15 protein-coding genes are annotated in these 26,999 nt (G+C 62.8%); 7 read left to right on the top strand and 8 right to left on the bottom strand.

All coding sequences use genetic code 11. From position 1 onward, the window contains the following. The first annotated feature begins 2 nt into the window (after nt 1-2). Genes HKK52_RS30335 through HKK52_RS30320 form a run of 4 tightly spaced genes read left to right on the top strand, consistent with a single transcriptional unit; the run spans nt 3 to nt 3,480 of the window. Nucleotides 3-929 carry a metal ABC transporter substrate-binding protein gene (locus HKK52_RS30335; RefSeq protein WP_169373792.1) on the top strand — a complete coding sequence of 309 codons (927 nt, stop codon included), beginning with the start codon at nt 3-5 and terminating at the stop codon, nt 927-929. Next, complete coding sequence (locus HKK52_RS30330; protein ID WP_169373791.1) at nt 926-1,669, top strand: metal ABC transporter ATP-binding protein; 744 nt, start codon at nt 926-928, stop codon at nt 1,667-1,669. Before HKK52_RS30335 ends, HKK52_RS30330 begins: the two co-directional genes overlap by 4 nt. Next, complete coding sequence (locus HKK52_RS30325; RefSeq protein ID WP_169373790.1) at nt 1,669-2,568, top strand: metal ABC transporter permease; 900 nt, start codon at nt 1,669-1,671, stop codon at nt 2,566-2,568. The genes HKK52_RS30330 and HKK52_RS30325 overlap by 1 nt, the downstream gene beginning before the upstream one ends. Then, on the top strand, nt 2,569-3,480 hold the full coding sequence (locus HKK52_RS30320) for a metal ABC transporter substrate-binding protein (RefSeq protein WP_169373789.1): 912 nt from the start codon (nt 2,569-2,571) through the stop codon (nt 3,478-3,480). Between the two features lie 215 nt (nt 3,481-3,695). Here the strand turns inward: HKK52_RS30320 and HKK52_RS30315 are convergent, their stop codons facing one another. The 5 genes from HKK52_RS30315 to HKK52_RS30295 form a co-directional block, all read right to left on the bottom strand. Continuing rightward, complete coding sequence (locus HKK52_RS30315) at nt 3,696-3,923, bottom strand: MbtH family protein (protein WP_057713869.1); 228 nt, start codon at nt 3,921-3,923, stop codon at nt 3,696-3,698. An 82-nt stretch (nt 3,924-4,005) separates the two neighbouring features. Then, entirely contained in the window at nt 4,006-5,418 is a 1,413-nt protein-coding gene (locus HKK52_RS30310) for an aspartate aminotransferase family protein (RefSeq protein WP_169373788.1), read from the bottom strand. Nucleotides 5,419-5,561: 143 nt separating this feature from the next. Continuing rightward, nucleotides 5,562-6,047 (bottom strand): GNAT family N-acetyltransferase, encoded by a 486-nt coding sequence (locus HKK52_RS30305; protein WP_169373787.1) that lies wholly within the window; start codon nt 6,045-6,047, stop codon nt 5,562-5,564. Nucleotides 6,048-6,258: 211 nt separating this feature from the next. Continuing rightward, the gene (locus HKK52_RS30300; RefSeq protein ID WP_169373786.1) at nt 6,259-7,584 is read right to left on the bottom strand and encodes an ATP-binding protein; all 1,326 of its coding nucleotides are present in this window, start codon (nt 7,582-7,584) and stop codon (nt 6,259-6,261) included. Beyond that, on the bottom strand, nt 7,581-8,261 hold the full coding sequence (locus HKK52_RS30295) for a response regulator (protein WP_169373785.1): 681 nt from the start codon (nt 8,259-8,261) through the stop codon (nt 7,581-7,583). Before HKK52_RS30295 ends, HKK52_RS30300 begins: the two co-directional genes overlap by 4 nt. 152 nt (nt 8,262-8,413) lie before the next feature. On the opposite strand from HKK52_RS30295, the gene dsbD reads away from it, so the two are divergent. From dsbD to dsbG, 3 genes are read left to right on the top strand one after another with little or no spacing between them, the layout of a single operon-like run. Then, nucleotides 8,414-10,150: a protein-disulfide reductase DsbD gene (gene dsbD / locus HKK52_RS30290; protein ID WP_169373784.1), complete on the top strand. Its 1,737-nt coding sequence runs from the start codon at nt 8,414-8,416 to the stop codon at nt 10,148-10,150. Next, complete coding sequence (locus HKK52_RS30285; protein ID WP_169373783.1) at nt 10,150-11,001, top strand: TlpA disulfide reductase family protein; 852 nt, start codon at nt 10,150-10,152, stop codon at nt 10,999-11,001. The genes dsbD and HKK52_RS30285 overlap by 1 nt, the downstream gene beginning before the upstream one ends. After that, complete coding sequence (gene dsbG / locus HKK52_RS30280) at nt 10,977-11,747, top strand: thiol:disulfide interchange protein DsbG (RefSeq protein WP_169373782.1); 771 nt, start codon at nt 10,977-10,979, stop codon at nt 11,745-11,747. Before HKK52_RS30285 ends, dsbG begins: the two co-directional genes overlap by 25 nt. 39 nt (nt 11,748-11,786) lie before the next feature. Here the strand turns inward: dsbG and HKK52_RS30275 are convergent, their stop codons facing one another. The 3 genes from HKK52_RS30275 to HKK52_RS30265 form a co-directional block, all read right to left on the bottom strand. Next, nucleotides 11,787-12,821, bottom strand: coding sequence for a ParB/Srx family N-terminal domain-containing protein (locus HKK52_RS30275; RefSeq protein ID WP_169373781.1), 1,035 nt, complete (start codon nt 12,819-12,821; stop codon nt 11,787-11,789). A 111-nt stretch (nt 12,822-12,932) separates the two neighbouring features. Continuing rightward, nucleotides 12,933-13,751, bottom strand: coding sequence for an alpha/beta fold hydrolase (locus HKK52_RS30270; protein ID WP_169373780.1), 819 nt, complete (start codon nt 13,749-13,751; stop codon nt 12,933-12,935). Between the two features lie 196 nt (nt 13,752-13,947). Continuing rightward, the gene (locus HKK52_RS30265; RefSeq protein ID WP_169373779.1) at nt 13,948-26,931 is read right to left on the bottom strand and encodes a non-ribosomal peptide synthetase; all 12,984 of its coding nucleotides are present in this window, start codon (nt 26,929-26,931) and stop codon (nt 13,948-13,950) included. Nucleotides 26,932-26,999: the final 68 nt, after the last annotated feature.

Here is a 26,999-nt window from a genome sequence, read left to right as displayed (position 1 = left end):
CCATGCCTATTTCATCGCTACGTTCTTTCTCGCGCCTGATAGTGGTTGGCGTGCTGGCTTGCCTGCTGACACCACTGGCCAGCGCCGATCAGGCCAAGCGCCTGCGCATCGGCATCACCCTGCACCCTTATTACAGCTATGTGGCCAACATCGTCGGCGACAAGGCCGAAGTGGTGCCGCTGATTCCGGCCGGTTTCAATCCCCACGCCTATGAGCCGCGCGCCGAAGACATCAAGCGCATCAGTGGGCTGGACGTGGTCGTGCTCAACGGCGTCGGCCATGACGACTTCGCCGACCGCATGATCGCCGCCAGCGAAACCCCGAACGTCCCGGTGATCGAAGCCAACGAAAACGTGCCGTTGCTGGCCGCGACCGGCACCGCCGCCCGTGGCGCCGGCAAAGTGGTCAACCCCCACACTTTCCTGTCGATCAGCGCCTCGATCGCCCAGGTCAACAACATCGCCCGGGAACTGGGCAAGCTCGACCCGGACAACGCCAAGACTTACACCCAGAACGCCCGCGCCTACGGCAAACGCCTGCGGCAGATGCGTGCCGACGCCCTGGCCAAACTGACCCAGGCGCCGAACGCCGAACTGCGGGTGGCCACGGTCCACGCGGCCTACGACTACCTGCTGCGCGAGTTCGGCCTGGAAGTGACCGCGGTGGTCGAACCGGCCCACGGCATCGAGCCGAGCCCGAGCCAGTTGAAGAAGACCATCGATCAACTGCGCGAACTCGACGTGAAAGTGATCTTCTCCGAGATGGATTTCCCCTCCTCCTACGTCGACACCATCCAGCGTGAATCCGGGGTGAAGTTGTATCCGCTGTCGCACATTTCCTATGGCGAATACACCGCCGACAAATATGAAAAGGAAATGACCGGCAACCTCAACACCGTGGTGCGGGCGATTCAGGAGTCGGGCGCATGACCGCTCAAGAAAACCTGGCCGTCCAAAGCGCCGGCCCGACCCTGGATTTCGCCGATGTCAGCCTGACCCTCGGGCGCACTACGATTCTCGACAAGGTGACTTTCCAGGTCCAGCCCGGCAGCGTGCATGCGCTGGTCGGCCCCAACGGTGGCGGCAAGAGTTCGTTGATCAAGACCTTGCTCGGGCAAATGCCGCATCAGGGTCGCTTGAGCCTGCAATGGCCCGGCGAGCCCGGCACCATCGGCTACGTGCCGCAAGCGCTGGAGTTCGACCGGGGCTTGCCGATGACCGTCGACGATTTCATGGCCGCGATGTGTCAGCGACGTCCGGCGTTCCTGGGTTTGAGCAAGCATTACGCGGCGGCGATTGGCGAAGCCCTGGAACGAGTCGGCATGCAGGACAAACGCAAGCGGCGCATGGGCGCGCTGTCCGGTGGTGAACGCCAGCGGGTGTTGCTGGCCCAGGGGCTGATCCCGGCGCCGCAATTGCTGGTGCTCGACGAACCGATGTCGGCCCTCGATGAAGCCGGCATCCGGGTGTTCGAACGGTTGCTGGGCGACTGGCGCCAGAGCGGCATCACCGTGCTGTGGATCGAGCATGATCTGGAAGCCGTCGGGCGCCTGGCGGATCGGGTCACCGGGCTCAATCGCCGGGTGCTGTTCGACGCCACGCCGAAACAGGCACTGACCCCGGAGCGCTTGCTGACCCTGTTTTCGACCCATCCACGGAGCGCTGCCTGATGAGTTATGAAGCCTTTCGCTTGATGGTCCAGGGCTGGGCCTCTGCCGGTTATCTGCCGGAAGCACTGGCCTACGGATTCGTGGTCAACGCGCTGCTCGCCGGGCTGTTGATCGGCCCGGTGCTGGGTGGGTTGGGCACGCTGGTGGTGGTCAAGCGCTTCGCGTTTTTCTCTGAGGCGGTGGGTCACGCGGCGCTGACCGGCGTGGCCATCGGCATTCTACTCGGCGAACCTTATACGGGGCCGTATGGCAGCCTGTTCGGTTATTGCCTGTTGTTCGGCATCCTGCTCAATTACCTGCGCAATCGCACCGGCCTGGCGCCGGACACGCTGATCGGCGTGTTCCTCTCCGTGTCGCTGGCACTGGGAGCGAGCCTGCTGTTGATTCTGGCGGGCAAGATCAACGTGCACATTCTGGAAAACGTGTTGTTCGGTTCGGTGTTGACGGTTAATGGCAACGACTTGCTGGTGTTGGCCATCGTCGGTTCGCTGGTGATGGCCCTGGCCTTGCCGCTGTACAACCGCATCATGCTGGCCAGTTTCAACCCGCAACTGGCGGCGGTGCGCGGCGTGGCGGTGAAGACCCTGGATTACCTGTTCGTGATTCTGGTGACCCTGATTACCGTCGCCGCAGTGAAAGTCATCGGCGCCATTCTGGTGGGTGCCTTGCTGGTGATTCCGGCGGCGGCCGCGCGGTTGCTCAGCCAGTCGCTGAAAGGGTTTTTCTGGTGCTCGGTGTTGATCGCCACGGTCAGCACGCTGTGCGGCATTCTGGCGCCGATCGTGTTCGACCTGCCGATCCCGTCCGGTGCCGCGATCATTCTGGTGGCCGGTATCGCCTTCGCCCTGTCCGCCATTGCGCGCGGTGTCGTCCCCAGCCTTAAAGGGAATCTCGGATAAATGTCTTTTTCTCTGCGTCAACTGACCCTGACCATGGCCCTGTGTGGGGCGGTCGCGACATCTTTTGCGGCTGAAAATGCCAAGCCACTGCGTGTGCTGGCGTCCTTGCCGATTACTTACGGTCTGGGCGAGGTCTTGCTCAAAGGCACCGACGTCAGCCTCGAACGGGCGGCACCGGACAATCTGCCCGGCAGCCGCCAGACCGCTTACTTCACCGGGCGGGGCGCCCCGGCGCTGGCCAAACTGGCGACCGACGCCGATGCGGTGATCGGCCTGCGCTCGCTGTGGGCGGATGACCCGCTCTACCCCATCGCCCGGCGCAGCAATATCCGCATTGTCGAAGTCGATGCCGCGCGCCCAGTGGACGGCGCCCTGCCCGGCATCGCCGTGCAACCGGGGAACAAGGTCGATGGCTTGAACAGTCAGCCATGGTTTTCCAGCAACAACATGGGGCGCATGGCGGACGTGATGGCCGCTGACCTGGTGCGCCTGGCGCCCACGGCCAAGCCGAAAATCGAAGCCAACCTGGCCGCGCTCAAGCAGCGTTTGCTCAAGTTCAGCGCCGACAGCGAAGCGCGCCTGGCCAGTGCCGACAACCTCACGGTAATGAGCCTGAGTGATCACTTCGGCTACCTGATCGGCGGGCTCAACCTGGAACTGGTCGGCCTCGATGCGCGGCCAGATGCCGAGTGGACGCCCGAAGCGCTCAAGCAATTGGGCGCGACGCTCAAGGAAAATGACGTGGCGGTGGTGCTGCATCATCGCCAGCCGTCGGACGCGTTGAAAGCGGTGATCAGCGCGGCCGGGAGTCGGTTGGTGGTATTAAGCACGGACGCGGCGGACCCGGTGGCGGAGTTGGAGGGGAATGTGGATTTGGTGATCAAGGGGCTGAGCGACGGGCCTTCGGCCTAAGATCGTTCCCACGCTCCGCGTGGGAATGAAGCCCGGGACGCTCCGCGTTCCAAAGCGGACGCAGAGCGTCCGTTGAGGCATTCCCACGCAGAGCGTGGGAACGATCAATTCCAGAACATGAAAAAGCCCGCTGACCTTATCGGTTCAGCGGGCTTCTCGTTCCCACGCTCTGCGTGGGAATGCAGCCAGAGACGCTCCGCGTCTCACTCAATAGCTCAGTGAGCCACAGCCGCCTGCTCGTCCATCTTCTGCCGCAAGCTCAGCGGACGCATATCCGTCCAGGTTTCTTCGATGTAGGCCAGGCATTCTTTCTTCAGGCCACTCTTGCCCACGGTACGCCAGCCTTGTGGCACGGCTTTGTAGTCGGGCCAGATCGAGTATTGCTCTTCGTGGTTGACCACGACCTGAAAGAGGATGTCCTCGCGGTCGAATACTGACGTCATGGTGTGTCTCCATCGCTGTAGGGGTGGGCTGCACGGCGTGTGCAGCCGGTATGTAGAAGGAACGTTCGAGTTGCTCGGAAATTTAGAGCGTGGCAGTAGCCGCCGCCAACGCCCGGCCAAAAATCTCCGCGACGCGGTCGATTTCTGCGGCGGTGATCACCAGCGGCGGCAGGAAGCGCACCACCGCACCGTGGCGGCCGCCCAGTTCCAGGATCAAGCCGCGCTTGAGGCATTCGCGTTGCACCAGCGGCGCCAGGCGACCGAACGCCGGTGGATGGCCTTGCACGTCCGGGGTGCCGTTCGGGTCGACCAGTTCGACGCCCAGCATCAGGCCGCGACCGCGAATATCACCGAGCTGCGGGAAGTCCCGTTGCAGAATGCGCAGGTGTTCGCTCAGACGTTCGCCCATGGCGGCAGCGTGGGCGCAGACGTTGTTGTCTTTGAGGTAGCGCATCACCGCCGAACCAGCGGCCATGGCCATCTGATTGCCACGGAACGTCCCGGCATGAGCCCCCGGCAGCCAGGTGTCGAGCCAGTCGCGATAGACCACCACCGCCAACGGCAGGCTGCCGCCGATGGCTTTAGACAGGACGACTACGTCCGGAATGATCCCGGCGTGTTCGAAAGCGAACATCTTGCCGGTGCGGGCAAAACCGCTCTGGATTTCATCGACGATCAGCGCCACGCCGGCCTGCTCGGTGATACGTCGCAAGCCGCGCAACCAGTCGAGATCCGCCGGAATCACCCCGCCCTCGCCCTGCACCACTTCGACGATTACCGCCGCCGGCAATTGCACGCCAGCCTCGGGGTCGTTGAGCAGGTTTTCCAGGTAGTTGAGGTTAACCTGCACCCCTTGCGCGCCGCCGAGCCCGAACGGGCAGCGGTAATCGTAAGGGTACGGCATGAACTGCACGCCGCTGCTGAGCAAGGCGCCCAAGGGCTTTTTCGGCCCCAGGCTGCCCATCAGGCTCAGCGCGCCCTGGCTCATGCCGTGGTAACCGCCCTGGAACGACAACACGGTGCTGCGTCCGGTGGCGGTGCGCACCAGTTTCAGCGCGGCTTCCACGGCATCGGTGCCGGTGGGGCCGCAGAACTGGATTTTCGCTTCCGCGGCCAGGGCTGGCGGCAGCAGGCCAAACAGGTCCTGAACGAATTGATCCTTGACCGGAGTCGTCAGGTCGAGGGTGTGCAGTGGCAGTTCATCGGTCAGCACTTGCTGGATCGCTTCGATCACCACCGGGTGGTTGTGCCCCAGCGCCAGGGTGCCGGCGCCGGCCAGGCAATCGATAAAACTGCGGCCCTCGACGTCTTCGACATAAATGCCCTTGGCCCGCTTGAGCGCCAGGGGAATGCGTCGCGGATAACTGCGGGCATTGGATTCCTGCTGGTTCTGACGGGCCAGCAACGGCGATTCGTTGAACTGGTAAAGCGTCTCGGCAGGCACTGGGGCAACCCGGGCCGGCTGATCTTCGATAAGGCTGGTAGCGACTGACATCTCTCGACCCCTCAATACGCTGTGGATAGTGACCAAAACTGCACACCGGGCAGGTGCGCATTCCGTTCACGGGGCGCACTTGCAGGTTTTCCTGTTCTGGAAACGCATCAGGGGCTTGGGGATTTAGACCCGCGAACAGCTTTCTATGAAGGTGGCGTCAGTGCCTTGTGCATTGGAATGGCGTGAAGCCCCGCCACGCTGAAGGTTTCAGCACTGATGCGGTAACCCAGGCGTTGATAAAAGGCTTCGCTGGTACGGGTGCTGTTGAGGCGTGCCTGGCGCAAGCCCCGGTCGAGCATCCAGGCTTCCAGGTCATGGATCAAGGCCTGTCCGGCGCCGCGACGAAACCATTCTGGTTGCACGTAACAGAAGGCAACCTGGCCACTGTTCGCCGCCATGGCGACGCCGATTGGTTTGTCCTGAAGCAGGGCGATGTTCAGGTACAACCGCTGGTCGGTCAGCCAGGTGTGTACGTGTTCGATGGATTTGTTGTGGGTCCAGGCGGCGACGATTTTCGCGTCGTTGCGGTGGTCGAGTGCGCAACCGATCCGGATCGAACGATCGACGATCCGGCTGATTATGCTGGCGTCGGCAGGCGTTGCGTTGCAGATGTGCAGGGGTGCATCCATGGCGCTGTTACCTCAATCCATTGAGTCAAAGCTGCGGGGGAAGATAGCCCTGTCGGCGCCTGGATGGCTAATGGAGAGAAGTTACATTTGATGTGCAACACCGATTCCTTGTAGGAGCGAAGCTTGCTCGCGAAAGCAGTGTGTCAGGCGACGACGATGTTGAATGACGTACCGCTTTCGCGAGCAAGCTTCGCTCCTACAGGGGGTAGTGTCAGATGGTTTGCAACGGCATGGTCAGCTCGACCCGCAACCCGTCCGGCCGACTGTCGAAATGAAGGGTACAAGCACACCGCTGAACAATCGCCTGAACAATCGCCAACCCCAGCCCGCAACCGGTGCTCTGGCCATTACGCCAGAAGCGTTGAGTCAGGTGCTGCAGGTCATCTTCGGCAATCCCTGGCCCATGGTCGCGGACCACGAAGCGCACGCGATTACCGGTGGTTTCCAGGCTCAACTCCACGGCGCCGTCGCTCGGGGTATGGCGCAAGGCGTTATCCAGCAGGTTACGCAGCGCGGCAATCGACAGCACCGCGGGCATTTGCACCGGGGCGGCCGAGCACTTCGTCGGCGGTTGGAACTTGATGCGCTGGCGATCACCGCTGGCGGCATCCTGAATCGCCAGTTTCGCCACCTGCTCGGCGCTGCATTGCACGCCGTCATCGAACGACAGGCTGCCCTCGACCCGCGCCAGCAACAGCAATTGTTCAAGGGTGCGGTGCAGGCGGTCGGCGCCCTCTTCAGCCCGGGCCAGGGATTGATCCCGGGCCGCGCCGTCGGTCATGCGCGCCACTTGCAGGTGGGTCTTGATCGCGGTCAGCGGGCTGCGCAATTCGTGGGCGGCGTCACCGGTCAGGCGCCGTTCGCGTTCGATGGTCCGGCCGATGCGCTGGAACAACTGATTCTGGGTGTCCAGCAACGGTTGCAGTTCGCTGGGCAGCGGCTGGATCTGCAACGGTTCGAGGGAATCGGCACTGCGGCGCATCAAGGCATCGCGCATGCGATTGAGCGGCGCCAACCCCTGGCCGATGCCCAGCCAGAGCAGGCACAGGCAACCGAGCAACGCCACGCCTACCGGCACCGAGGCGGCCAGCAGGATCGACATGTTCAGGGCTTCGCGTTCGATCTGCCGATCTGCCGTGGTGATCCGCAGATCACCCCGCGCCAGGGTGAAACTGCGCCATGGCGCGCCGTCGATCATCTGGTCGTGGAAGCCCATTTTCTCGGCTTCGAGGGTTTGTTGCGGGTCGGTATGACTGCGGGCAAGGATTTCGCCGCGCAACGAACTGACCTGACAGGCCATGCCACCGGGGACATTCAATTGTTCAGCGCTGAAATGGGTGCCCTCGCCTTTGGTCGGCAGGGCCGGCAATTGCTCCATCAGGCCGGCGACCATGCGCGCCGACGCCACCAGTCGCTGGTCAAGGGAAAACATCATCTGGTTACGCAGGTCGCTGAGCATCCAGGCTGCCGCCAGCGCCCAGATCAGCGCAAACGCGGCGCCGAGGGTCAGGCTCAGGCGCAAACGCAGGCTCATCACTTCGATTGATCTCCGCCGTCCGCCGGCCCCAGGCGATAGCCCAGGCCGCGCACCGTCTCGACGATGCCATTCCCGAGTTTACGCCGCAGGTGATGGATATGAACGTTGAGCGCATTACTTTCCAGCTCATCGTTGAAGCCATAGACGCTGTCCTTCAACTGCTCGGTGGACAGCACCCGGCCACGGTTGTGCAACAAGGCCTGCAACAGCGATTGCTCGCGGCGCGACAGGTCTACCGGTTGGCCGGCGAGCATGGTTTCGCGACTGCTCGGATCGTAAGTCAGCGCGCCGTGTTCGATCAGGTTGACGCTACGTCCGGCCACCCGCCGCAACAAAGTGTGCAGGCGCGCCGCGAGTTCACGCAGGTCGAAGGGTTTGAGCAGGTAATCGTCAGCACCGGCTTGCAGGCCATCGACCCGGTCAGTGACCGCATCCCGGGCGGTGAGAATCAGCACCGGAATCTCCAGGCCGTTGTGGCGCAACTGCTGCAACAGCTTGAGGCCGTCTTCGTCGGGCAGACCGAGGTCGAGCACCATGACGTCGAATTCGGCGACCTTGAGTATCGCCCGGGCCGATGACGCCGTGGCCACGTGCTCCACGGTCAGGCCCTGGGCGGTGAGGCCGGCGACGATGCCGCTGGCGATCAGCTCATCGTCTTCGCAAACCAGTACGTGCATGGAAAGCCCCTAGAAAAAAGCTGATTAGGCCGGTGGTCGATTAAGCGGACATTATGCCCCGATTGCCGGCGCCACAAGGCCGTGACGGTTAATCATCGGTTAATCGCCGCCCACCATTGTGCACCTCACTTGCACAGGGATAAGGCCTACCCATGCGTCAACTGTTGTTCCTCTTTGCTCTCTTGATCTCGGGTCTGGCCCAGGCCGGGACCAATCCGTTCGAGACCAAGCCCGATTTTCTCCCCGTCGAACAGGCATTTGTCTTTACCTCCGAACGCCTTGAATCCGGTGAAACCCAGCTGTTCTGGCAAATCGCCGACGGTTATTACCTGTATCAGAAACGCCTGAAATTCGATGGCCTGGCCCCGGAGCACACACCAGCATTACCTGAAGGCGAGTCGCACAGCGATGAGTTCTTCGGCGAACAGCCGGTCTATCGCCAAGGCCTGGAACTGAAGATCCCGGCCGGGGCTACCGGGAAGGTCAAGGTTGGGTTCCAGGGTTGTGCCGACGCAGGTTTGTGCTATCCACCGCAAACCCAGGTCGTCGATCTGGGCGGCGCTGCCGCGATACCCGCTGCCAACGAAGCACCGGACCAGGCCCTGGCCAGCAACCTGCAACAGCGGGCGCTGGGCTGGAGTTTGCTGGTGTTCTTTGGATTGGGTCTGTTGCTGGCTTTCACCCCTTGCACGTTGCCAATGCTGCCGATCCTCGCCGGTTTGATCGTCGGTAGCGGCGCTTCGCCCAAACGCGGTTTCGCCCTGGCCACCAGCTATGTGATTTGCATGGCGCTGGTGTATGCGGCGATGGGCGTGTTGGCGTCGCTGCTGGGCGCCAACCTGCAAGCGCTGCTGCAAAATCCCTGGCTGTTGGGCAGTTTCGCAGCGGTGTTCGTGTTGCTCGCCTTGCCGATGTTCGGCTTCTTCGAATTGCAATTGCCGGTGGCGGTGCGTGATCGCCTGGAAAACGTTTCGCGCAATCAACGCGGCGGCAGCCTGATCGGTGCCGGTGTGCTGGGGGCCTTGTCCGGTCTGTTGGTCGGCCCGTGCATGACCGCGCCACTGGCCGGTGCCCTGCTTTATATCGCCCAGAGCGGCAATGCCGTGCACGGCGGGTTGATCCTGTTCGCCATGGGTATTGGCATGGGTATTCCGCTGTTGTTGCTGGTGACCGTCGGCAACCGTTTCCTGCCCAAGCCCGGCGCGTGGATGAATTTGCTCAAGGGTGTGTTCGGTTTCCTGTTCCTCGCCACTGCGCTGCTGATGCTGCGTCCGGTGCTGGATCAGTCCTTGTGGATCGGCTTGTGCGGCGCCCTGCTGTTGATCGCTGCCTACAGCGCCTGGAAGCAGTCGGAAGGTTTCGCTCGCATCGCCCATGTGTTCGGCGCCAGCTCGCTGTTGCTCGGCGTCTGGGGCAGCCTGCTGCTGATCGGCGCAGCGGGTGGCAGCGATGATCTGTTCAAGCCGTTGCAGGTTTATGCCGCTTCAAACGCCAGCAATGCTGCTAACCCTGTCGGCCATGAAGCCTTCACCACGATCAAGGACCCCGCCGCCCTGCAACGGGAACTCGATGCGGCGCAGGCCCAGGGCCAGTGGGTGCTGCTGGACTACTACGCCGACTGGTGCGTGTCGTGCAAAGTCATGGAAAAACAGGTCTTCGCCAAACCGCAGGTATTGGACGCATTAAAAGACGTGCGCTTGCTACGGCTGGACGTGACCGCCGACAATGCCGCCAGTCGCGAACTGCTTGGCCGCTACAAAGTGCCGGGGCCGCCCAGTTTGCTGTGGATCGGTGCCGACGGCAGCGAGCGCCGCAGCCAGCGCATCACCGGTGAGGTGGATGCCGAGACCTTCCTGCAACGCTGGAACACTACCCGAGAAGCCCGTTAATGCTGACCTTTACCCTCGGCACCTTTGCCATCGCGCTTAACCACCTGCTGCTGATCAGTGCCCTGGCACTGGCCACCTTCGTCGGCTGGCGGGTGGCCAAGCGCGGTGGGGAGAATCCCGAGTCGGTGTTGTTCAGCCTGTTCCTGCTGGGCATGTTGGCGGCGCGGATCAGTTTCGTGATCGCCTACTGGGCGCAATATCGCAACGACCCGTGGCAGATCATCGACCTGCGCGATGGCGGTTTTCTGGCCTGGCCGGGAGTGATCGTGCTGATCCTCGCAGCGCTGTATCGCGGCTGGCGTCGACCGGGTTTGCGCCGGCCACTGGGTTTCGGGGTGGGCACTGGCCTGCTGTTCTGGTTGCTGGCGACCTTCTCCCTGACGATCTACGAACAAGGCACACGCCTGCCGGACATCACGTTGCGCAATGCCGCCGGCGAAACCGTGCAACTGGCCGACTACCAGGGTGGCCCGCTGGTCATCAACCTCTGGGCCACCTGGTGCCCGCCGTGTCGCCGGGAGATGCCCGTGCTGGAAAACGCCCAGCAACAGCGCCCGGACCTGACCTTCCTGTTCGTCAACCAGGCCGAAAGCATGCAGAGCGTCGCCACCTTCCTGGAAACCCAGGGCCTGAGCCTGTCCAACGTGCTGTTCGACGGCAGTGGCCGCCTGGGCCAGGCCGTCGGTTCCATGGCCTTGCCGACTACGCTGTTCTATAGCAACGACGGTCGCCTGCTGGGCAGCCATCTGGGCGAATTGTCGGAAGCCAGCCTGGCCCGCGCCCTGGAAAACTTCGACGCCCCCAATCCCGCCACAAGGAAACTGCCATGCCCCGCCTCCGCCACCTGCTGACCCTGACCCTGGGCGCAGCCCTGCTGCACTTGCCGTCGGCGCAGGCTGCTGAAGAATTGCCCGAAGCGATCAAGAAGATCGAAGCCAAGGGCGCGAAAATCGTCGGCCAGTTCGATGCACCGGACGGTTTGCGCGGTTATGCGGCGCAATACCAGAACCGTGGCATGGCGCTGTACCTGACGCCCGATGGCAAGCACGTATTGCTCGGCAATCTGTACGACGCCGACGGCAACGACCTGAGCAGCGCGCCATTGCAGAAACTGGTGTACGCGCCGATGTCCAAGGAAGTCTGGGGCAAGATGGAAGCGAGCAACTGGATCGGTGACGGCAACAAGGACGCACCGCGCGTCGTCTATCTGTTCAGCGACCCGAACTGCCCTTACTGCAATATGTTCTGGGAACAGGCGCGGCCATGGGTCAAGTCGGGCAAGGTGCAGCTGCGGCACATCATGGTCGGCATCATCCGCGAAGACAGCCCGGGCAAATCCGCCGCGCTGCTGGCCGCCAAGGACCCGAGCAAAGCCCTGGCAGAACACGAAAAGGCCGGCAAGGAAAGCGCACTCAAAGCCATGAAAGACGTGCCACCGGCGATCCAGGCGAAACTGGCGGCGAACATGCAGTTGATGGAAGACCTGGAATTGCAGGCGACCCCGGCGATTTTCTACATGGACGACAAGGGCGAGTTGCAGCAACAGCAAGGCGCACCATCGCCGGACAAATTGTTGAAGATTCTCGGGCCGAAGTAACCGCAGGCTTGCAGCTCCCACGCCAGCGCGCGGGAGCAATCACTCTTCCCAGCGTTGGCATCGCCCGAGGATGTCCTCCAGATCATCCGTCGCCCCCTGATCCTCCAAGAACCGTGTGACCTCATCGCGCCACTCCTGGTCTGACGCAATGCCGGCCCAAGTGTGGGTTCCCGGCCAGTGGCCCGGCCGGTCATCGAAGGTGTTGATCAACGCCTGATTCAATGTCCGCACGTCAAAACCCGGGTTCTTCTCGCTTTGCAGCATCAACGAACTCAGCACCCGCTGTTGCGCATCGACGGACAGTTTGACCGGTTTGGTCTCGGTAGAACTCAACACAATAAACGCTGGCTGGACGTTCTCGGCGAGCGCTGCCTGCAAGCGATAGTGCCCATCGATGATCACGTAGGAGCACATACCGCCGACGTACCACAGCAGGATTGGCGGCAAGCTGCCTTCTCGCGCCTTCTTGCGCCACCATTTCAGACGCCCGGCGAGCAGATCCACCGTGTGCAAACCGATCACCGGCCCCAAGTCCCAATCGAGCCACTTCGCCGGTGAGGGCTGCACATTATCGAGAATGCCAGCGCCGCGCGCCGACCACTGTGGCAAATGGCACGACACTTCCTCCTGCGTCGAGAAATACCAGCCGCTCAGGCGCTCGCCCCGGTGGCCGCGCGCAATGGGCAACATTGGCCGCGCTACCCAATGGCCGGGATAGAGGAAGTCCGCCTGATGCGCCATCAACTGAGTGATGAAGTACCGGCTCCAGGCCTTGATGCGCTGCTCGGGCGGCAAGTGGGCGTGGTGCTCGACGTCCGCGGAGCTGATGGCAGGCACCGGCAGCAAGTCCAGTTGCACCGGCTGAGGGTTGCGCACCAGCCACGCACCGTAATACGAGGTGGCAATGGTGGCCCAGAGCAACGGGGTGTCGTTGAGCATCAACTTCAGCCGGCAGTTGTTGCCACTGAGCAGGTGCAGCGGCGGTTTGCCTTGCCTCGGGCGGTTGACCTCGATGCTCAGGCCGGCCCACTGTCCCTGTTGATCTTCAAGATCGCGCCAGAAGAATTGCTCCACGGTAGTCCCTTAGTGTCCAAGCTAAACAAGATCAAAAGATCGCAGCCTTCGGCAGCTACGGTACGCATTCCAACGTAGGAGATGCCGAAGGCTGCGATATTTTTTCAAACACTACGCGAGATTCTGCTCGGACAAAAACGCCAACAACGCCTGCGTCACAAACCCCGGATTCTCCAGATTGGAAATATGCCCCGCCTCCGGCACCAGCACACACGGGCAACCGATCAATTCAGCCATCTCCCGCGCTTCGGTTGGCGGTCGCGGCTTGTCCTGATCGCCGCACATCACCAGGGTGGTTTCAGGATTCAATTCTGCTAAACGCGGCAACAGATCATCCCGCCCGAACGTAATCCTCCCCATCGGCACAATGCTCTCGCGCAGACGCTCTGCCGGCAACGCGGCCAAAGATGCGCGGAAGTCCTGATACAGCGCCGACTGCGGATCGATGCCCGGACGGAAGAAGATCGGCACCACGATGTCCAGCAACTGCGGCGCGATCAGGCCGCTGTCTTCAATCTGTTTGAACAGCGAGAAATAGTACTGGCGAGTCGGCTCGGGCTCGACACCGACGTAAGTGTCCATCAGCACCAGGCCGTTGAGCCGCTGCGGTGCCGACAGCGCCAGACGCACGCCCCACATGCCACCCACCGACAACCCGACCAGGGTGACGCGATCGATGTCCAGATGATCGAGCAGTGCCAAGGCCTGGCGTGCGATGTCATCCAGCGAGGTCGTGCCTTCGGGGAGTTTTCCGGATTGACCGTGGCCCCAGAGGTCCAGGGCGATCACCCGGTACTGCTGCGACAACGCGGCAATCTGCGGCGCCCACATGGCCTGGTCCCACAGATAGCTGCCGGCCAGCAGCACGGCGGGGCCGGTGCCTTGGTCGGTGTAATGCAGGGGTTGTCCGTCTATTGTTGCGAAGGGCATCAGCTGTCTCCTCACCAAAATGGAGCAGGAAGACTGGGCTGGTGTGGCTTGGCAGTCAACCTTGCAGTGCCTGAGCTGACGCCTTCGCGGGCAAGCCTCGCTCCTACAGGTCGGAGTCGGCCCCGATATCGAGACCGACATAAATTCCGTAGGAGCGAGGCTTGCCCGCGAAGAGGCCATAACGGACGCTAGAGAATCAAAGCCCTTCCAACTCCGCCATCAGGTCATTCAACCGATCGACCTTCTCCTCGGTGATATCACTCGCCGCCAACCCTTCGATGTACTCCGCCAACTCCTCCACCGAACTGCACTCGAACATCGCCCGCAGCGGCACATTGCGTTGCAGGGCTTTTTGCACCCGCGAAGCAATCTGTGTCGCCAGCAGCGAATGGCCGCCCAGTTCGAAGAAGTTGTCGCGAACACCGACCTGCTCCACCTTCAGCACCTCAGCCCAGATATCCGCCAGGGTCTGCTCCAGTTCATTGCGCGGCGCCAGGTAATCCTGGCTCTGCAACTGACCGATTTCCAGCGCCGGCAGGGCCTTGCGATCAAGTTTGCCGTTGGCATTGAGCGGCATTTTGTCCAGCCACAACCAGTGCAGCGGCACCATGTATTCCGGCAGCTCGGCGCGCAGGCGTTGCTTGATGCGTTCCAGGCGTTCGCTCGGGTTAAGCGCCGAATCCGCCGCCACCAGATAGCCGACCAGATGCTTGCCGTTGACGCCTTCCTGCACACCCACCGCCGCATCGCGGACTTCCGGTTGTTCGTGCAGACGTGCTTCGATTTCCCCCAACTCGATGCGGTAACCGCGAATCTTTACCTGATGGTCGATCCGGCCGACGTATTCCAGCACGCCATCGCTGCGCCGACGAGCCAGATCGCCAGTGCGATACAGACGATCCCCCGGTTCGCCAAACGGGTTCGGTACAAACACCTGGGCGGTGCGCAGCGGATCGCTGACATAACCGCGTCCAACACCGGTGCCGGCGACACACAACTCACCCACCGCACCCAGCGGCACCAGTTCCAGCGCGCCATCGAGCAGGTACAAACGGTTGTTGTCGGTGGGCGTACCAATTGGCAAATAGCTGCCGCGGGTCGACGCCACGTCGACGCGGAAGAACGCCACATCATCCGAGCATTCCGCCGGGCCATAAGCATTGACCAGCCCGATCTCCGGGTAGCGCAGCAGCCATTGGTGCGCCAGTTCCGGCGGCATCGCTTCACCGGTCGGCAGCATCCAGCGCAGGCCGTCGAGGCTCATGCGCTCCTGGGCGAGCATGCCCTGGATGAGCGACGGCACGCTTTCCAGCACGGTGATGCCCTGGCTCTGCACGTGAGCCAGCAAACCCTGTGGATCGTGGGCGATGGTGTTCGGCACGATGTCCACCCGCGCGCCGAACAGCGGCGCGGCGAGGAACTGCCAGACCGAAATATCGAAGCTTTGCGAAGCAGTTTGCGCGATCACATCGGCGGCGCTCAGGTTCAGGTACGGCACCTTGCTCAATTGGTTATTCAACATGCCGCGCTGTTCAACCATCACGCCTTTCGGCAACCCGGTGGAGCCCGAGGTGTAGATCACGTAGGCCAGGTTATCCGGGGCGCTGTAGATGCCCGGGTTTTGCACCGAGGCCTCGCTCGCTTGCACCTCTTCCCAGACCAGCAACTTCGGTCGATGAGCGCAACCGAACTCTTCCAGCAATGTGACCGCTTGCTCACGACAGGCCTGAGTGCAGACCAGCAATGGCGTACGGCTCATGTCGATGATGCGGCTCAGGCGCTGACTCGGCAGACCCGGGTCCAACGGCAGGTAACCGGCGCCCGCCTTGAAGCTGCCAATGATCATGCCCAGCAGATCGAGATTCCGTTCCGCCAGCAACGCCACCGGTTGATCGAGCCCGACGCCCGCTGCGATTAACGCATGACCGAGACGGTTACTGCGCTGGTTCAGCTCGACATAACTGTGCAGCCGGTCGAGGCAACTGGCGGCGATCCGCTGCGGATGCTGCGCGACCTGGGCTTCGAACAACTCGACGTAGCTTTTTTCCAGCGGATACTCGTGTTCGCTCTGGTTGCAGCCATGCACCAGGAAGTCCTGCTCCTCGGCGCCCAGCAGCGGCAGGTCGGCCATGTCGCCATGGAACCCTTCGACCAAGGCCAGCAGCAAACGCTTGAACTCACCGAGCATGCGCTCGACCGTGGATTCGTCGAAATAGCGCTGGTCGTAGGACAGGTGCAAACCCAGGTCATCGCCCGGATAGCACACCGCCGTCAACGGGAAGTTGGTGTGGGTGCGGCCCGAATCCGAGGTGGCGTTGAGGCTTTGCGCCCGGTCCAGCACCGAGACTTCCACTGGGGCGTTTTCGAACACGAACAGGCTGTCGAACAGCGGCTGGCCTTTGGGCAGTTCGCTGTTTTCCTGAATGGTCACCAGCGGCAGGTATTCGTACTCGCGCAGTTGCATGTTGCTGTCGAGCAAACCGCTGAGCCACTGGCGCACGCTGACACGCTGGTCGTCTTCGGGCATTTTCACCCGCAGCGCGATGCTGTTGATAAACAGCCCGACGGTGCGTTGCATCTCCGGCATGTCCACCGGACGTCCGGCGACGGTGACGCCGAACAGTACGTCGCGATCACCGCTCAAGCGCCGCAGGACCAGGGCCCACGCCGCCTGGGCGAAGGTGTTGATGGTCAGCTGATGAGCCTGGGCCAGTTCACGCAATTGCGCACCATCACGGGCATCGAGCCGGGTGTAGCGGTCGCCGACGACCATGCCGCCGCTGTCGCCCGCATGTTCACGCAGGAACGGACGGTCGCTTGGAATCGGCGTGGTCCGCTCGAAGCCTTGCAGGTTGGTTCTCCACCACTGCCGCGCCTCGGCCAGGCTCTGGCGTTGCAGCCAGCCGATGTAGTCGCGATAACGTGGCGGCACGGCCAATTGCGCGTCCCGGCCTTCGCCGAGGGCCATGTAGATTTCGAAGAAATCGTTCATCAGCAGCGAGCGGCACCAGGCATCGATCAGGATGTGATGGTTGCTCATCATGAACCAGTAGCGCGCCGCGCCGACCTTGATCAGGCGCAGGTGGAACGGCGCCTGGTTGAGCAGATCGAACCCGGCTTCGCGCTCGGTTTTCAGCAGCGTTTGCAGCTTCGGTTCTTGCTCGGCGTCAGCAATCGCGGTCCAGTCGAGGTACTCGATCGGCGTGCTGCCCGGTTTGTGGATCACTTGCAGCATGTCTTCGCCGACGTTCCAGCAGAACGACGCGCGCAGGGCTTCATGACGGGCGATCACCGCTTGCCAGGCCTGGGCGAAACGCTCGGGGTCGAGTTCGCTGTTGATGCGGTAGCGATCCTGCATGAAGTACAGGCCGGTGCCCGGTTCCAGCAAGGTGTGCAACAGCATGCCTTCCTGCATCGGCGTCAGCGGGTAGACATCTTCAATGACGGCGGCCGGAATCGGCAGCGCATCGAGTTGCGGTTGGGTCAGTCGGGCCAGCGGGAAGTCTGACGGCGTCAGGCCACCAGCCTCGTCGTGCAGGCAATGTTCGATCAGGCTTTGCAGCTCGCCCAGGTAAGCATCCGCCAGATCACTGATGGTCTGCGGGTCGTGGCGTTCGGCGCTGAAGGTCCAGCGCAGCACCAGTTCGCCGCCGTAGACCTGGCTGTCGATGCTCAACTCATTCGGCAGCGGCGCATGAGGATCATGGGCGGCACCGACCGGCTCATCGAGGGGACGGAACAACGCGTCCGCGCCGAAGCTCTGGTCGAACTGGCCGAGGTAGTTGAAGGTGATCGGCGCCACTGGCAACGCGACCATGGTCTGGCGGCACAGGTCATCGGCGAGGTAACGCAGCACGCCATAACCCAGACCTTTATGCGGCACGGCGCGCAGTTGTTCCTTGATCGCTTTGATCGAGGCGCCCCGCTCAACCGTTGGGATCAAACGCAGCGGATAAGCGCTGGTGAACCAACCCACGGTGCGGGTCAGGTCGATCTCGTCGAACAGGGTTTCGCGGCCGTGGCCTTCGAGTTGAATCAACGCCGATTCGTGGCCGCTCCAGCGGCACATCACACGGGCCAATGCGGTCAGCAACAGGTCGTTGACCTGGGTGCGATAGGCGCTCGGCGCCTGTTGCAGCAATTGCCGGGTGCGCTCGGCATCCAGGCGTACGCTGACGGTTTGTGCATGACGATTTTGCTGGCCACCTTGCGGACGAGCGCACGGCAGCTCGGCACTTGGACCGGCCAGTTGCGTTTGCCACCAGCTCAATTCTTCGCGCAGGGATTCGCTGCCGGCATAGGCCTGCAAGCGTGCCGTCCAGTCCTTGAAGGCGCTGGTTTTGGCCGGCAGTTTGACGCCTTGTTGAGCGTCCAGTTGACGGTAGACCGTTTGCAGATCGTCCAGCAGCACCCGCCAGGAAACACCGTCGACCACCAAGTGGTGAATGGCGATGAACAGGCGTTGTTGACCTTCAGGACCATCGACCAACAGCACCCGCAGCAGCGGCCCTTGTTCAAGGTCGAGACTGCGCTGGGCATCGGCGAACAGCGCCGCGCATTTTTCCATGGACGAGACGCGTACCTGCCACAACACCGGGGTGTCATTAATCGCTTGGTGCTCAGCGTGCCATTTCGCGTCCACTTCAGTGAAGCGCAGGCGCAAGGCATCGTGTTGCTCGATCACCGCCAGCAGCGCTTGCTCCAGACGATGGGGTTCCAGGGCCTCGGTCGGCTCCAGCAGCAACGCCTGGTTCCAGTGCTGACGCTCGGGGATGTCAGTGTCGAAGAACCAGTGCTGGATCGGTGTCAACACCGATGTGCCGGTGAGCAAACCTTGCTCGGCGGCGACCTGCTCGGTGCGGGTCGCCACGGCGGCGAGGGTTTGCACGGTCTGGTGCTGGAACAAGTCGCGAGGGCTGAAGTGAATGCCCTGCTGCCGTGCGCGGCTGACCACTTGGATGGACAGGATCGAGTCGCCGCCCAGTTCGAAGAAGTTGTCGTTGAGGCCGACCTGCGCGACGTTCAGCACGTCGCACCAGATGCCGGCCAGGGTCAGCTCCAGTTCATTGCTCGGCACCACGTAGTGCTGACGGTTCAGCTCCGGGTCCGGCGCTGGCAGTGCGCGGCGGTCGAGTTTGCCGTTGGCGGTCAGCGGCATGCTGGCCAGCAGGATCAGGTGCGTCGGCACCATGTAGTCCGGCAGTTGTGATTTGAGGTGCGATTTCAGCGCTTCGCGCAGGGCGGCTTGTTGGGCTTCGTCCTGTTCCGCGACTTCGGTCACCAGATAGCCAACCAGTTGTTTGCCGCTCGGAGCGTCCAGCGCCAGGACAACGGCTTCGCGGATCGATTCATGCTCCAGCAGACGGGTTTCAATCTCGCCCAGTTCAATGCGGAAACCACGGATTTTCACTTGATGGTCGATACGCCCGAGGTATTCCACCAGGCCATCAGCGCGCTGACGCACCAGATCGCCCGTGCGGTAGATACGCCCGCCATGGTCGGCAAACGGGTCCGCGACAAAACGCTCCGCCGTCATCCCTGCCCGTTCGTGATAACCCTGGGCCAGGCCGGCACCACCGACGTACAACTCGCCGGTCGCGCCTTGCGGCACCAGTGCCAAATCGGCGTCGAGGATGTATGCCACGCGCGCACCGATCACGCTGCCGATCGGCACACTGCCCAGGCCTTCTTCCAACACCTCCGGCGCCAGACTGGCCAGCGGCATAACCACCGTTTCGGTCGGCCCGTAAGCGTTAAAGAACAGGCTCGGTGTGAACGCCGCGCGAATCCGCGACAGGTGTTCGCCAGTCAAGGCTTCGCCGCCGGTGATGATCATGCGCACCGGCAGGATTTCGCCCTGGGTCGCCAGCCATTGCGCCAACTGGCTGCCGTAGCTGGGGGTGAAACCGAGAATGTTGATCTGGTGCTGGCGAATCAGGCTGCAGATTTCTTCAGCGTCCCACTGACCTTGAGCGCGCAACACCACCTGGGCACCGCTCAACAACGGCACCAGCAGACGTTCGGTGGCGGCGTCGAAGTTGATCGAATAGAAGTGCAGTTCGCAATCGTCCGCACGCATGCCGAAGCGCTCGATTACCGCTTGGCAGTGCATGGCGATTTCACCGTGGGACACCACCACGCCTTTCGGTTTGCCGGTGGAGCCGGAGGTGTAAATCAGGTACGCCTGATGCTGCGGCAGGCTGATAAACGGCAGCTCCGTGGCCGGGTAATTGGCCAGCTCGGCGGCGTCATCCTCCAGGCACCAGCGGGCTACGGTCGAGGGCATTTCACCGAGGGCGTTGAACATGGCTTTGTCACTGAGCAGCAGACCAATGCCGCTGTCTTCGATCATATAGTGCAGGCGATCGAGCGGGTATTCCGGGTCCAGCGGCACGTAGGCGCCGCCGGCCTTGAGAATCGCCAGCAGGCCGACGACCATTTCCAGCGACCGTTCCAGCGCCAGGCCCACGCGGACCTGCGGGCCGACACCCCGCTCGCGCAGCACCCAGGCCAGGCGATTGGCGCGGCTGTCGAGTTCGGCGTAGCTCAGGGTTTGCCCGGCGAAGGTCAGGGCCGGCGCGTCTTTGCGCGCCAGCGCTTGCTCGCTGAACAGGTGATGGATGCACTGGTCCAGACGATGTTCACCCGGCTCGATGCCGAGGCTGTCGAGCAGGTTTTGCTGCTCCGTGGTTTCGAGCAACGGCAACTCGCTGAGGCGCTGTTGCGGACCAGCCAGCAGCGCTTCCAGCAGATTGCGCCAATGCCCGGCCATGCGCGCAATGCGCGGTTCGTCGAACAGGTCGGTGCTGTACGTCAGGCAGCAACCCAGGCGATGGTCGAGGTCGGTGACTTCCAGGTTGAGGTCGAACTTGGTGGCGCGGGCATCGTTGGCCAGGTATTCGACGGTCATGCCGGCCAAGGTGCGGCTCTGCTGGAATTCCCAGCGCTGGACGTTGCACATCACCTGGAACAACGGGTTGTACGCGGCGCTGCGCGGTGGCTGCAAGGCTTCCACCAGATGATCGAACGGCAGGTCCTGATGGGACTGGCCTTCGATCACCGTGTGACGAACCTGCTCGAACAACTCGCCCACGGACATCTGCCCGTCGAGTTGGCAACGCAATACCTGGGTGTTGAGGAAGGCGCCAATCAGCCCTTCGCTTTCCGGACGAATGCGGTTGGCCACTGGCGCACCGATACGCAGATCGGTCTGGCCGCTGTAGCGGTAAAGCAGCACGGCCAGGGCGGCAGTCATGGTCATGAACAGGGTCAGACCGTTTTGCGCATTGAAGGCACGGACCCGGGCGGCGAGGTCATCGCTGAGGTCGAAACGGAACAGTTCACCCTGATGGCTTTGCACCGGTGGACGCGGACGGTCGGCCGGCAATTCCAGCAGCGGATGTTCGCGGCCCAGTTGCGCGGTCCAGTAGTCGAGCTGGCGTTGACGCTCACCGGATTCCAGCCACTGGCGCTGCCAGACGCTGTAATCCAGGTATTGCACCGGCAGCGGTTGCAGCGGCGACTCGCGATCATCGACGAAGGCTTCGTAGAGCGCACTCAGTTCCCGGGCGAAGATGTCCATCGCCCAGCCTTCGGTGACGATGTGGTGCAGGGTCAGCACCAGGTAGTGTTCCTGCTCGGCGGTCTTGACCAGGCAAGCGCGCAGCAGCGGACCGGTTTCCAGATCGAACGGTTTGTGCGCCTCATCGTCGGCCAGTTGCTGGACCTGCCACTCGCGGCCGTCGGCGTCCAGCGCGGTGAAATCCTTCCAATCCATGCGCAGGCCGTTGTCGGCGTGCACCTGTTGCCGGGCCACGCCATCGACGCTCGGGAACGTGGTGCGCAGGGTTTCGTGGCGGATGATCAGCGCTTGCAACGCTGCTTCGAAACGCCCGACATCCAGCACCCCGCGCAATCGCGCCATACCGCCGACGTTATAGGCCGGGCTGTCCGGCTCCATTTGCCAGAGAAACCACATGCGCTGTTGGGAATAGGACAGCGGCACCGCTTGGTTGCGATCGACTTTTTCGATCGGCGGCTGCTGGTTGGTCTTGCCGCTGGCCTGGATCAGGCGAACCTGTTCGGCGAAGGCACCGAGCTCACTGTTTTCGAACAACGCGCGCAACGGCAACTCGACGTCGCAGGCCTGGCGGGTGCGGGAGATGATTTGCGTGGCCAGCAGCGAATGACCGCCGAGGGCGAAGAAATCGTCGCGCAGACCGATTTGCTTCTGGCCCAGCACTTCGCGCCAGATAGCGGCGATTTGTTGCTCCAGCGCGGTGACCGGTTCGACGTGTTCGCGAACCTGCCATTGCGGTTCCGGCAAGGCGCGACGGTCGAGTTTGCCGCTCGGGCTCAGGGGCATCGCATCCAGGCGCATCAACTGCGCCGGGACCATGTAGTCCGGCAGCTCGGCAGCCAATGCGGTTTTCAGGCGCGTGGTTTGCGCGTCTTCAGTTTCGGTGGAGTCAGTGGCGGTGTAGTAACCGATCAACTGGCCGCCAGCGGCCGTTTCACGCACCAGCACCACGGCTTGGGCCACGCCGTCCTGGGCCAGCAGCCGCGCTTCGATTTCTTCCGGTTCGACGCGGAAGCCACGCAGCTTGACTTGCTGATCGAGGCGACCGAGGTATTCGATCACGCCATCAGCGCTCCAGCGCGCACGGTCGCCGGTGCGATACAGCCGCGTGCCCTGCCCGCCCAGTGGATCGACGACAAAGCGTTCGGCGGTCAGGCTCGGGCGACCGAGGTAGCCGCGGGCCAGACCGATGCCGCTGATGCACAGTTCCCCCGGCACACCGGCCGGCACTGGATTGAGATCGCTGTCGAGCACGCGGCAGACCACGTTGCCCAACGGCCGGCCAATCGGCGAACGCTCGCCATCAGCCGTGGTGCAATGCCAATGGGTGACGTTGATCGCGGTTTCGGTCGGGCCGTAGCGGTTGTGCAGTTGCACGGCTGGCAGTTGCTCCAGCACGCGATTGCGCAACTCGGCAGGCAAGGCTTCGCCGCCGGAGAACACCCGGCGCAGGCTGGTGCATTCGGCGGTCAGCGGTTCTTCGATAAACAGCGCCAACAGCGGCGGCACGAAGTGCAGCGTGGTCACGCCGTATTGCTGGACCAGTTGCGCAATGCGATGGGGATCGCGGTGCTCGCCGGGGCCGGCAATCAGCAAGCGTGCGCCGGTGATCAGCGGCCAGAAGCATTCCCACACCGACACGTCGAAACTGATCGGCGCTTTTTGCATCAGCACGTCGGTTTCGTCGAGGTGATAAGTGTTCTGCATCCATTGCAGCCGCTCAGCGAGGGCGGCGTGGGTGTTGCCGACGCCCTTCGGCTGACCGGTAGAGCCGGAGGTGTAAATCACGTAGGCCAGGTTGTCGCCGTGCAGGTGCAGACCCGGTGCCTGGCTCGGCCAGTTTTCCAGGTGCAAGGCGTCCATGGCGATCACGCTGACGCCGTCGGTGGCCGGCAAGCGGTCGAGCAGTTCGGTCTGGGTCAGGAGCAATTCGACGCCGCTGTCGCTGAGCATGTAGGCCAGGCGTTCGGCTGGGTAATCCGGGTCCAGCGGCACGTAGGCGCCGCCGGCCTTGATGATCGCCAGCAGGCCGATCAGCAGTTGCGGCGAACGCTCGGTGGCGATGGCCACGCACACGTCCGGGCCGACGCCTTTGTCGCGCAGGTAATGGGCCAGGCGGTTGGCTTGGGCATGCAGCTCGGCGAAGTCCAGTTGGCCGCCGTCCCAGATCAGTGCGGTGCGTTCCGGGGTCTGGCGCAGTTGTTCATTGAGCCGTTCTGGCAGCCATTGGCTGGCGGGTGTACACGGAGCAATGCTCCACGACGCTTGTTGATCGTGCTCGCCCGAAGTCAGCAGTTGCAGGTCGCCGATAGCCTGTTGTGGACGCTCGCAGACGTCGCGCAGCAGGTTGATGTAGTGCTCGGCCAGACGCTCGATCGTCGCTTTTTCAAACAACTCGTCGGCGTAGTCGAAGGACAGGCTCAGGCGACCATTTCGGTCTTCCTCACTGTGCAATTGCAGGTCGAACTTGGCTTCGCGGCTGTGCCATGGCAGCTCTTCGGCGAGCAGCCCGGGCAAGCGGCGCAGCGCGCTCAAGTCCCGTTGCTGGTGGTTGAACATGACCTGGAACAAACCCGACTCGCGGGCTTGCGGGAAGGCTTCCAGCAGTTGCTCGAACGGCAGGTCCTGATGGGCTTGCGCGCCCAGTGCGGCTTGCCGGGTTTGGGCCAACAGCTGCACAAATGGCAGACGCGAATCGACGTCGGCGCGCAGCACTTGGGTGTTGATGAAGAAGCCGATCAGCCCCTGGGTTTCCAGGCGCGGACGGTTGGCGTTCGGCACGCCAATGCGAATGTCGCGCTGGCCGCTGTAGCGGTGCAGCAGGCTTTGGAATGCCGCGAGCAACAGCATGAACGGCGTCGCTTCATGGGTTTGGGCCGTCTGGCGGATCGCTTCGCTCAAGCTCACGCCCAACCGCACGGTGTGGCGGGCCGCGCTGTGGATCTGTTGCGCGGCGCGTGGGTGATCGGTGGCCAGGCTCAACACCGGATGCTCATCGCCCAGCTGGTTTTTCCAATAGGCCAGTTGCCGCTCGCCCTCGCCTTGCGCCAGCCATTGGCGCTGCCAGCTGCCGTAATCGGCGTACTGGGTCGGCAATGCCGCCAACGTGGCTTTCTGGCCTTGGGAAGCAGCGGCGTACAGGCGCGAGAACTCGTCGATCAACACATTCAGCGACCAGCCGTCGGCGATGATGTGGTGCATCGTCACCAGCAGTTGATGGTCCTCGTCGTCGAGGCGCACCAGGGTCACCCACAGCAGCGGGCCTTTTTCCAGATCGAACTGGGTGCGGGCTTCGTCCTCACGGATTTGTTGCGCACGGACTTCACGCTTGTCGACGGGCAAGTCACTGATGTCGATCAGTTGCAGGTTGAAATCACCGGCCGCATCGACCTGCTGCAGAGCTACACCGTCACGTTCGAAGAAGCGCGTGCGCAGGGATTCGTGGCGTTCGATCAACTGTTGAAAACTGGCGCGCAATGCGTCTTCGTCCAGTTCGCCGCGCAAACGCAAGGCGCCGGGAATGTTGTAGGCGCTGCTCTGCGGGTCGAGTTGCCAGGTGATCCACAAACGGTTTTGGGCCAGGGATTGCGGGATCGCTTCAGTGCGCGACAACGCGATGATCGCGCCTTGGGCCAGGCCGCCATCTTGTTGCTGTTGCGCGACTGCTGCGGCGAAGGCACCAAGGGTCGGCGCTTCGAACAGCAGGCGCAGGTTCAGCTCCAGGCCCAGCTCTTCACGCAACCGCGCGACCACTTGCGTGGCGGCGATGGAGTTGCCGCCGAGCAGGAAGAAGTGATCGTCGGTGTTGACCTGTTTGACGTTGAGTTGCTCGCGCCAGATCGTGGCGATCAGGGTTTGCAGCTCGGAAGCGGATTGCGCGGTGGTTTCAGTTTCCACGTCTGCCGACGGGAACAGCGCATAGCTGTCGAGGCTGCCGTCCGCCAGGCGATTGCGGCACGCCGAGCGTTGCAGTTTGCCGCTGGAAGTCTTCGGCAACGCACCGGGATTGAGCAATACAACAACGCTCGGCGCTTCCTGATACGCCTCGGCCACCGCTTGGCGGATGGCTTTGATCAGGGCGTCAGGCGGCAGGATTTTCTGCACGCTGCGGCTGATTTCCGCCGCGATGCCGATGCCTTCCTGACCGTCGATATTGACCGCGAACGCCGCGACGCGACCTTTGCGCACCACTTCCACTTCGCGCTCGACGGTTTGCTCGATGTCTTGCGGGTAAAGGTTGTGGCCGCGCACGATCAGCATGTCTTTCAGGCGCCCGGTGATGAAGAATTCACCGTCACGTTTGAAGCCCAGGTCACCGGTACGCAGCCAGGTGCGCCCGTCGTGCTGGACGAAGGTCTTGGCGCTGGCCTCGGGGTTGCGCCAGTAGCCGTGGGCGATGCTCGGCCCGGTAGCCCAGACTTCGCCGACGAGGTTGTCGGCCAGTTCCGTGAGTGCATTTGGCTCGACAATCAGCACCGCATGATCCGGCTGGCTGATGCCGCAGCTCATGATCGCCGCGCCCTCGCCCGCTTCGGCACGGTTTTGTGCCAAGGCCTGATCGTCGACCCGCAGGTTGCCGATCCCCTGGCCACGAGGCGTGCCAGCGACAAACAGCGTGGCTTCCGCCAGACCGTAAGACGCCATGAAACTGTCCGCGGTAAAACCGCACGGGGCGAACTTGTCGGTGAAGCGCTCGAGGGTGTCGAGGCGAATCGGCTCCGAGCCGGAATAGGCCACGCGCCAACCGCTCAGATCGAGGCGTTCCAGCGCCGAATCACTGACCCGCTCGCTGCACAAGCGATAAGCGAAGTCCGGCCCGCCGCTGATGGTGCCGCCGTATTCGCTGATCGCTTCGAGCCAGCGTAACGGCCGGCCGAGGAAGTAAGCCGGCGACATCAACACGCACGGCACACCGCTGAAAATCGGTTGCAACAGGCCGCCGATCAAACCCATGTCGTGGTACAGCGGCAACCAGCTGACGATCACGTCGTCCGGGTTCAGATCAATGCCGAAGCCGTGACGGATGAGCAACTCATTGGCCACCAGGTTGCCGTGGCTGACTTGCACGCCTTTGGGCAATGCGGTGGAGCCGGAGGTGTATTGCAGGAAGGCGATGTGGTCGTCTTTCAGATCCGGCAACACCCAACTGTCCGCCAGCGCGCTGTCGAGGGTATCGACGCAGAGCAACGGCGGCGCGCCTTCGATTTGCTGCAAGGCGTCGCGCAGGCCGGCGCTGGTCAGCAGCAGACGCGGTTCGGCATCGCTGATGATCGACAGAAGACGTTCCTGATGATGACGCTTGGTCGATTCCGGCGGGTAAGCCGGCACCGCGATCACACCGGCATACAGGCAACCGAAAAACGCCGCGACGTAATCCGGGCCGCTGGGAAACAGCAGCACCGCACGATCGCCGAATGCGGCCTGAGCCTGCAACGCGCCGGCAATGGTCCGCGCGCGCCGATCCAGATCGCGATAACTGAGCACCACCGTTTGATCCGCGGTCTCGGCGAGAAAACGCAAAGCCACTCGGTCCGGCGTCAGGGCCGCGCGGCGCTGGAGGGCTTGGACCAGTGTGCTGGGGAGTTCGAACGCGTCGGTCATGAGGTTTCCTGCCTGAATTCGGCTTACAAGTTGGAATCGGTTTTCCTACGTCACGCTCATAAAAATGG

It is taken from the genome of Pseudomonas sp. ADAK2, from assembly GCF_012935755.1.
Lineage (GTDB): Bacteria > Pseudomonadota > Gammaproteobacteria > Pseudomonadales > Pseudomonadaceae > Aquipseudomonas.
The sequence above is the reverse complement of the archived record's forward strand: the minus strand, read 5'-3'. Positions and strand labels throughout refer to the sequence as shown.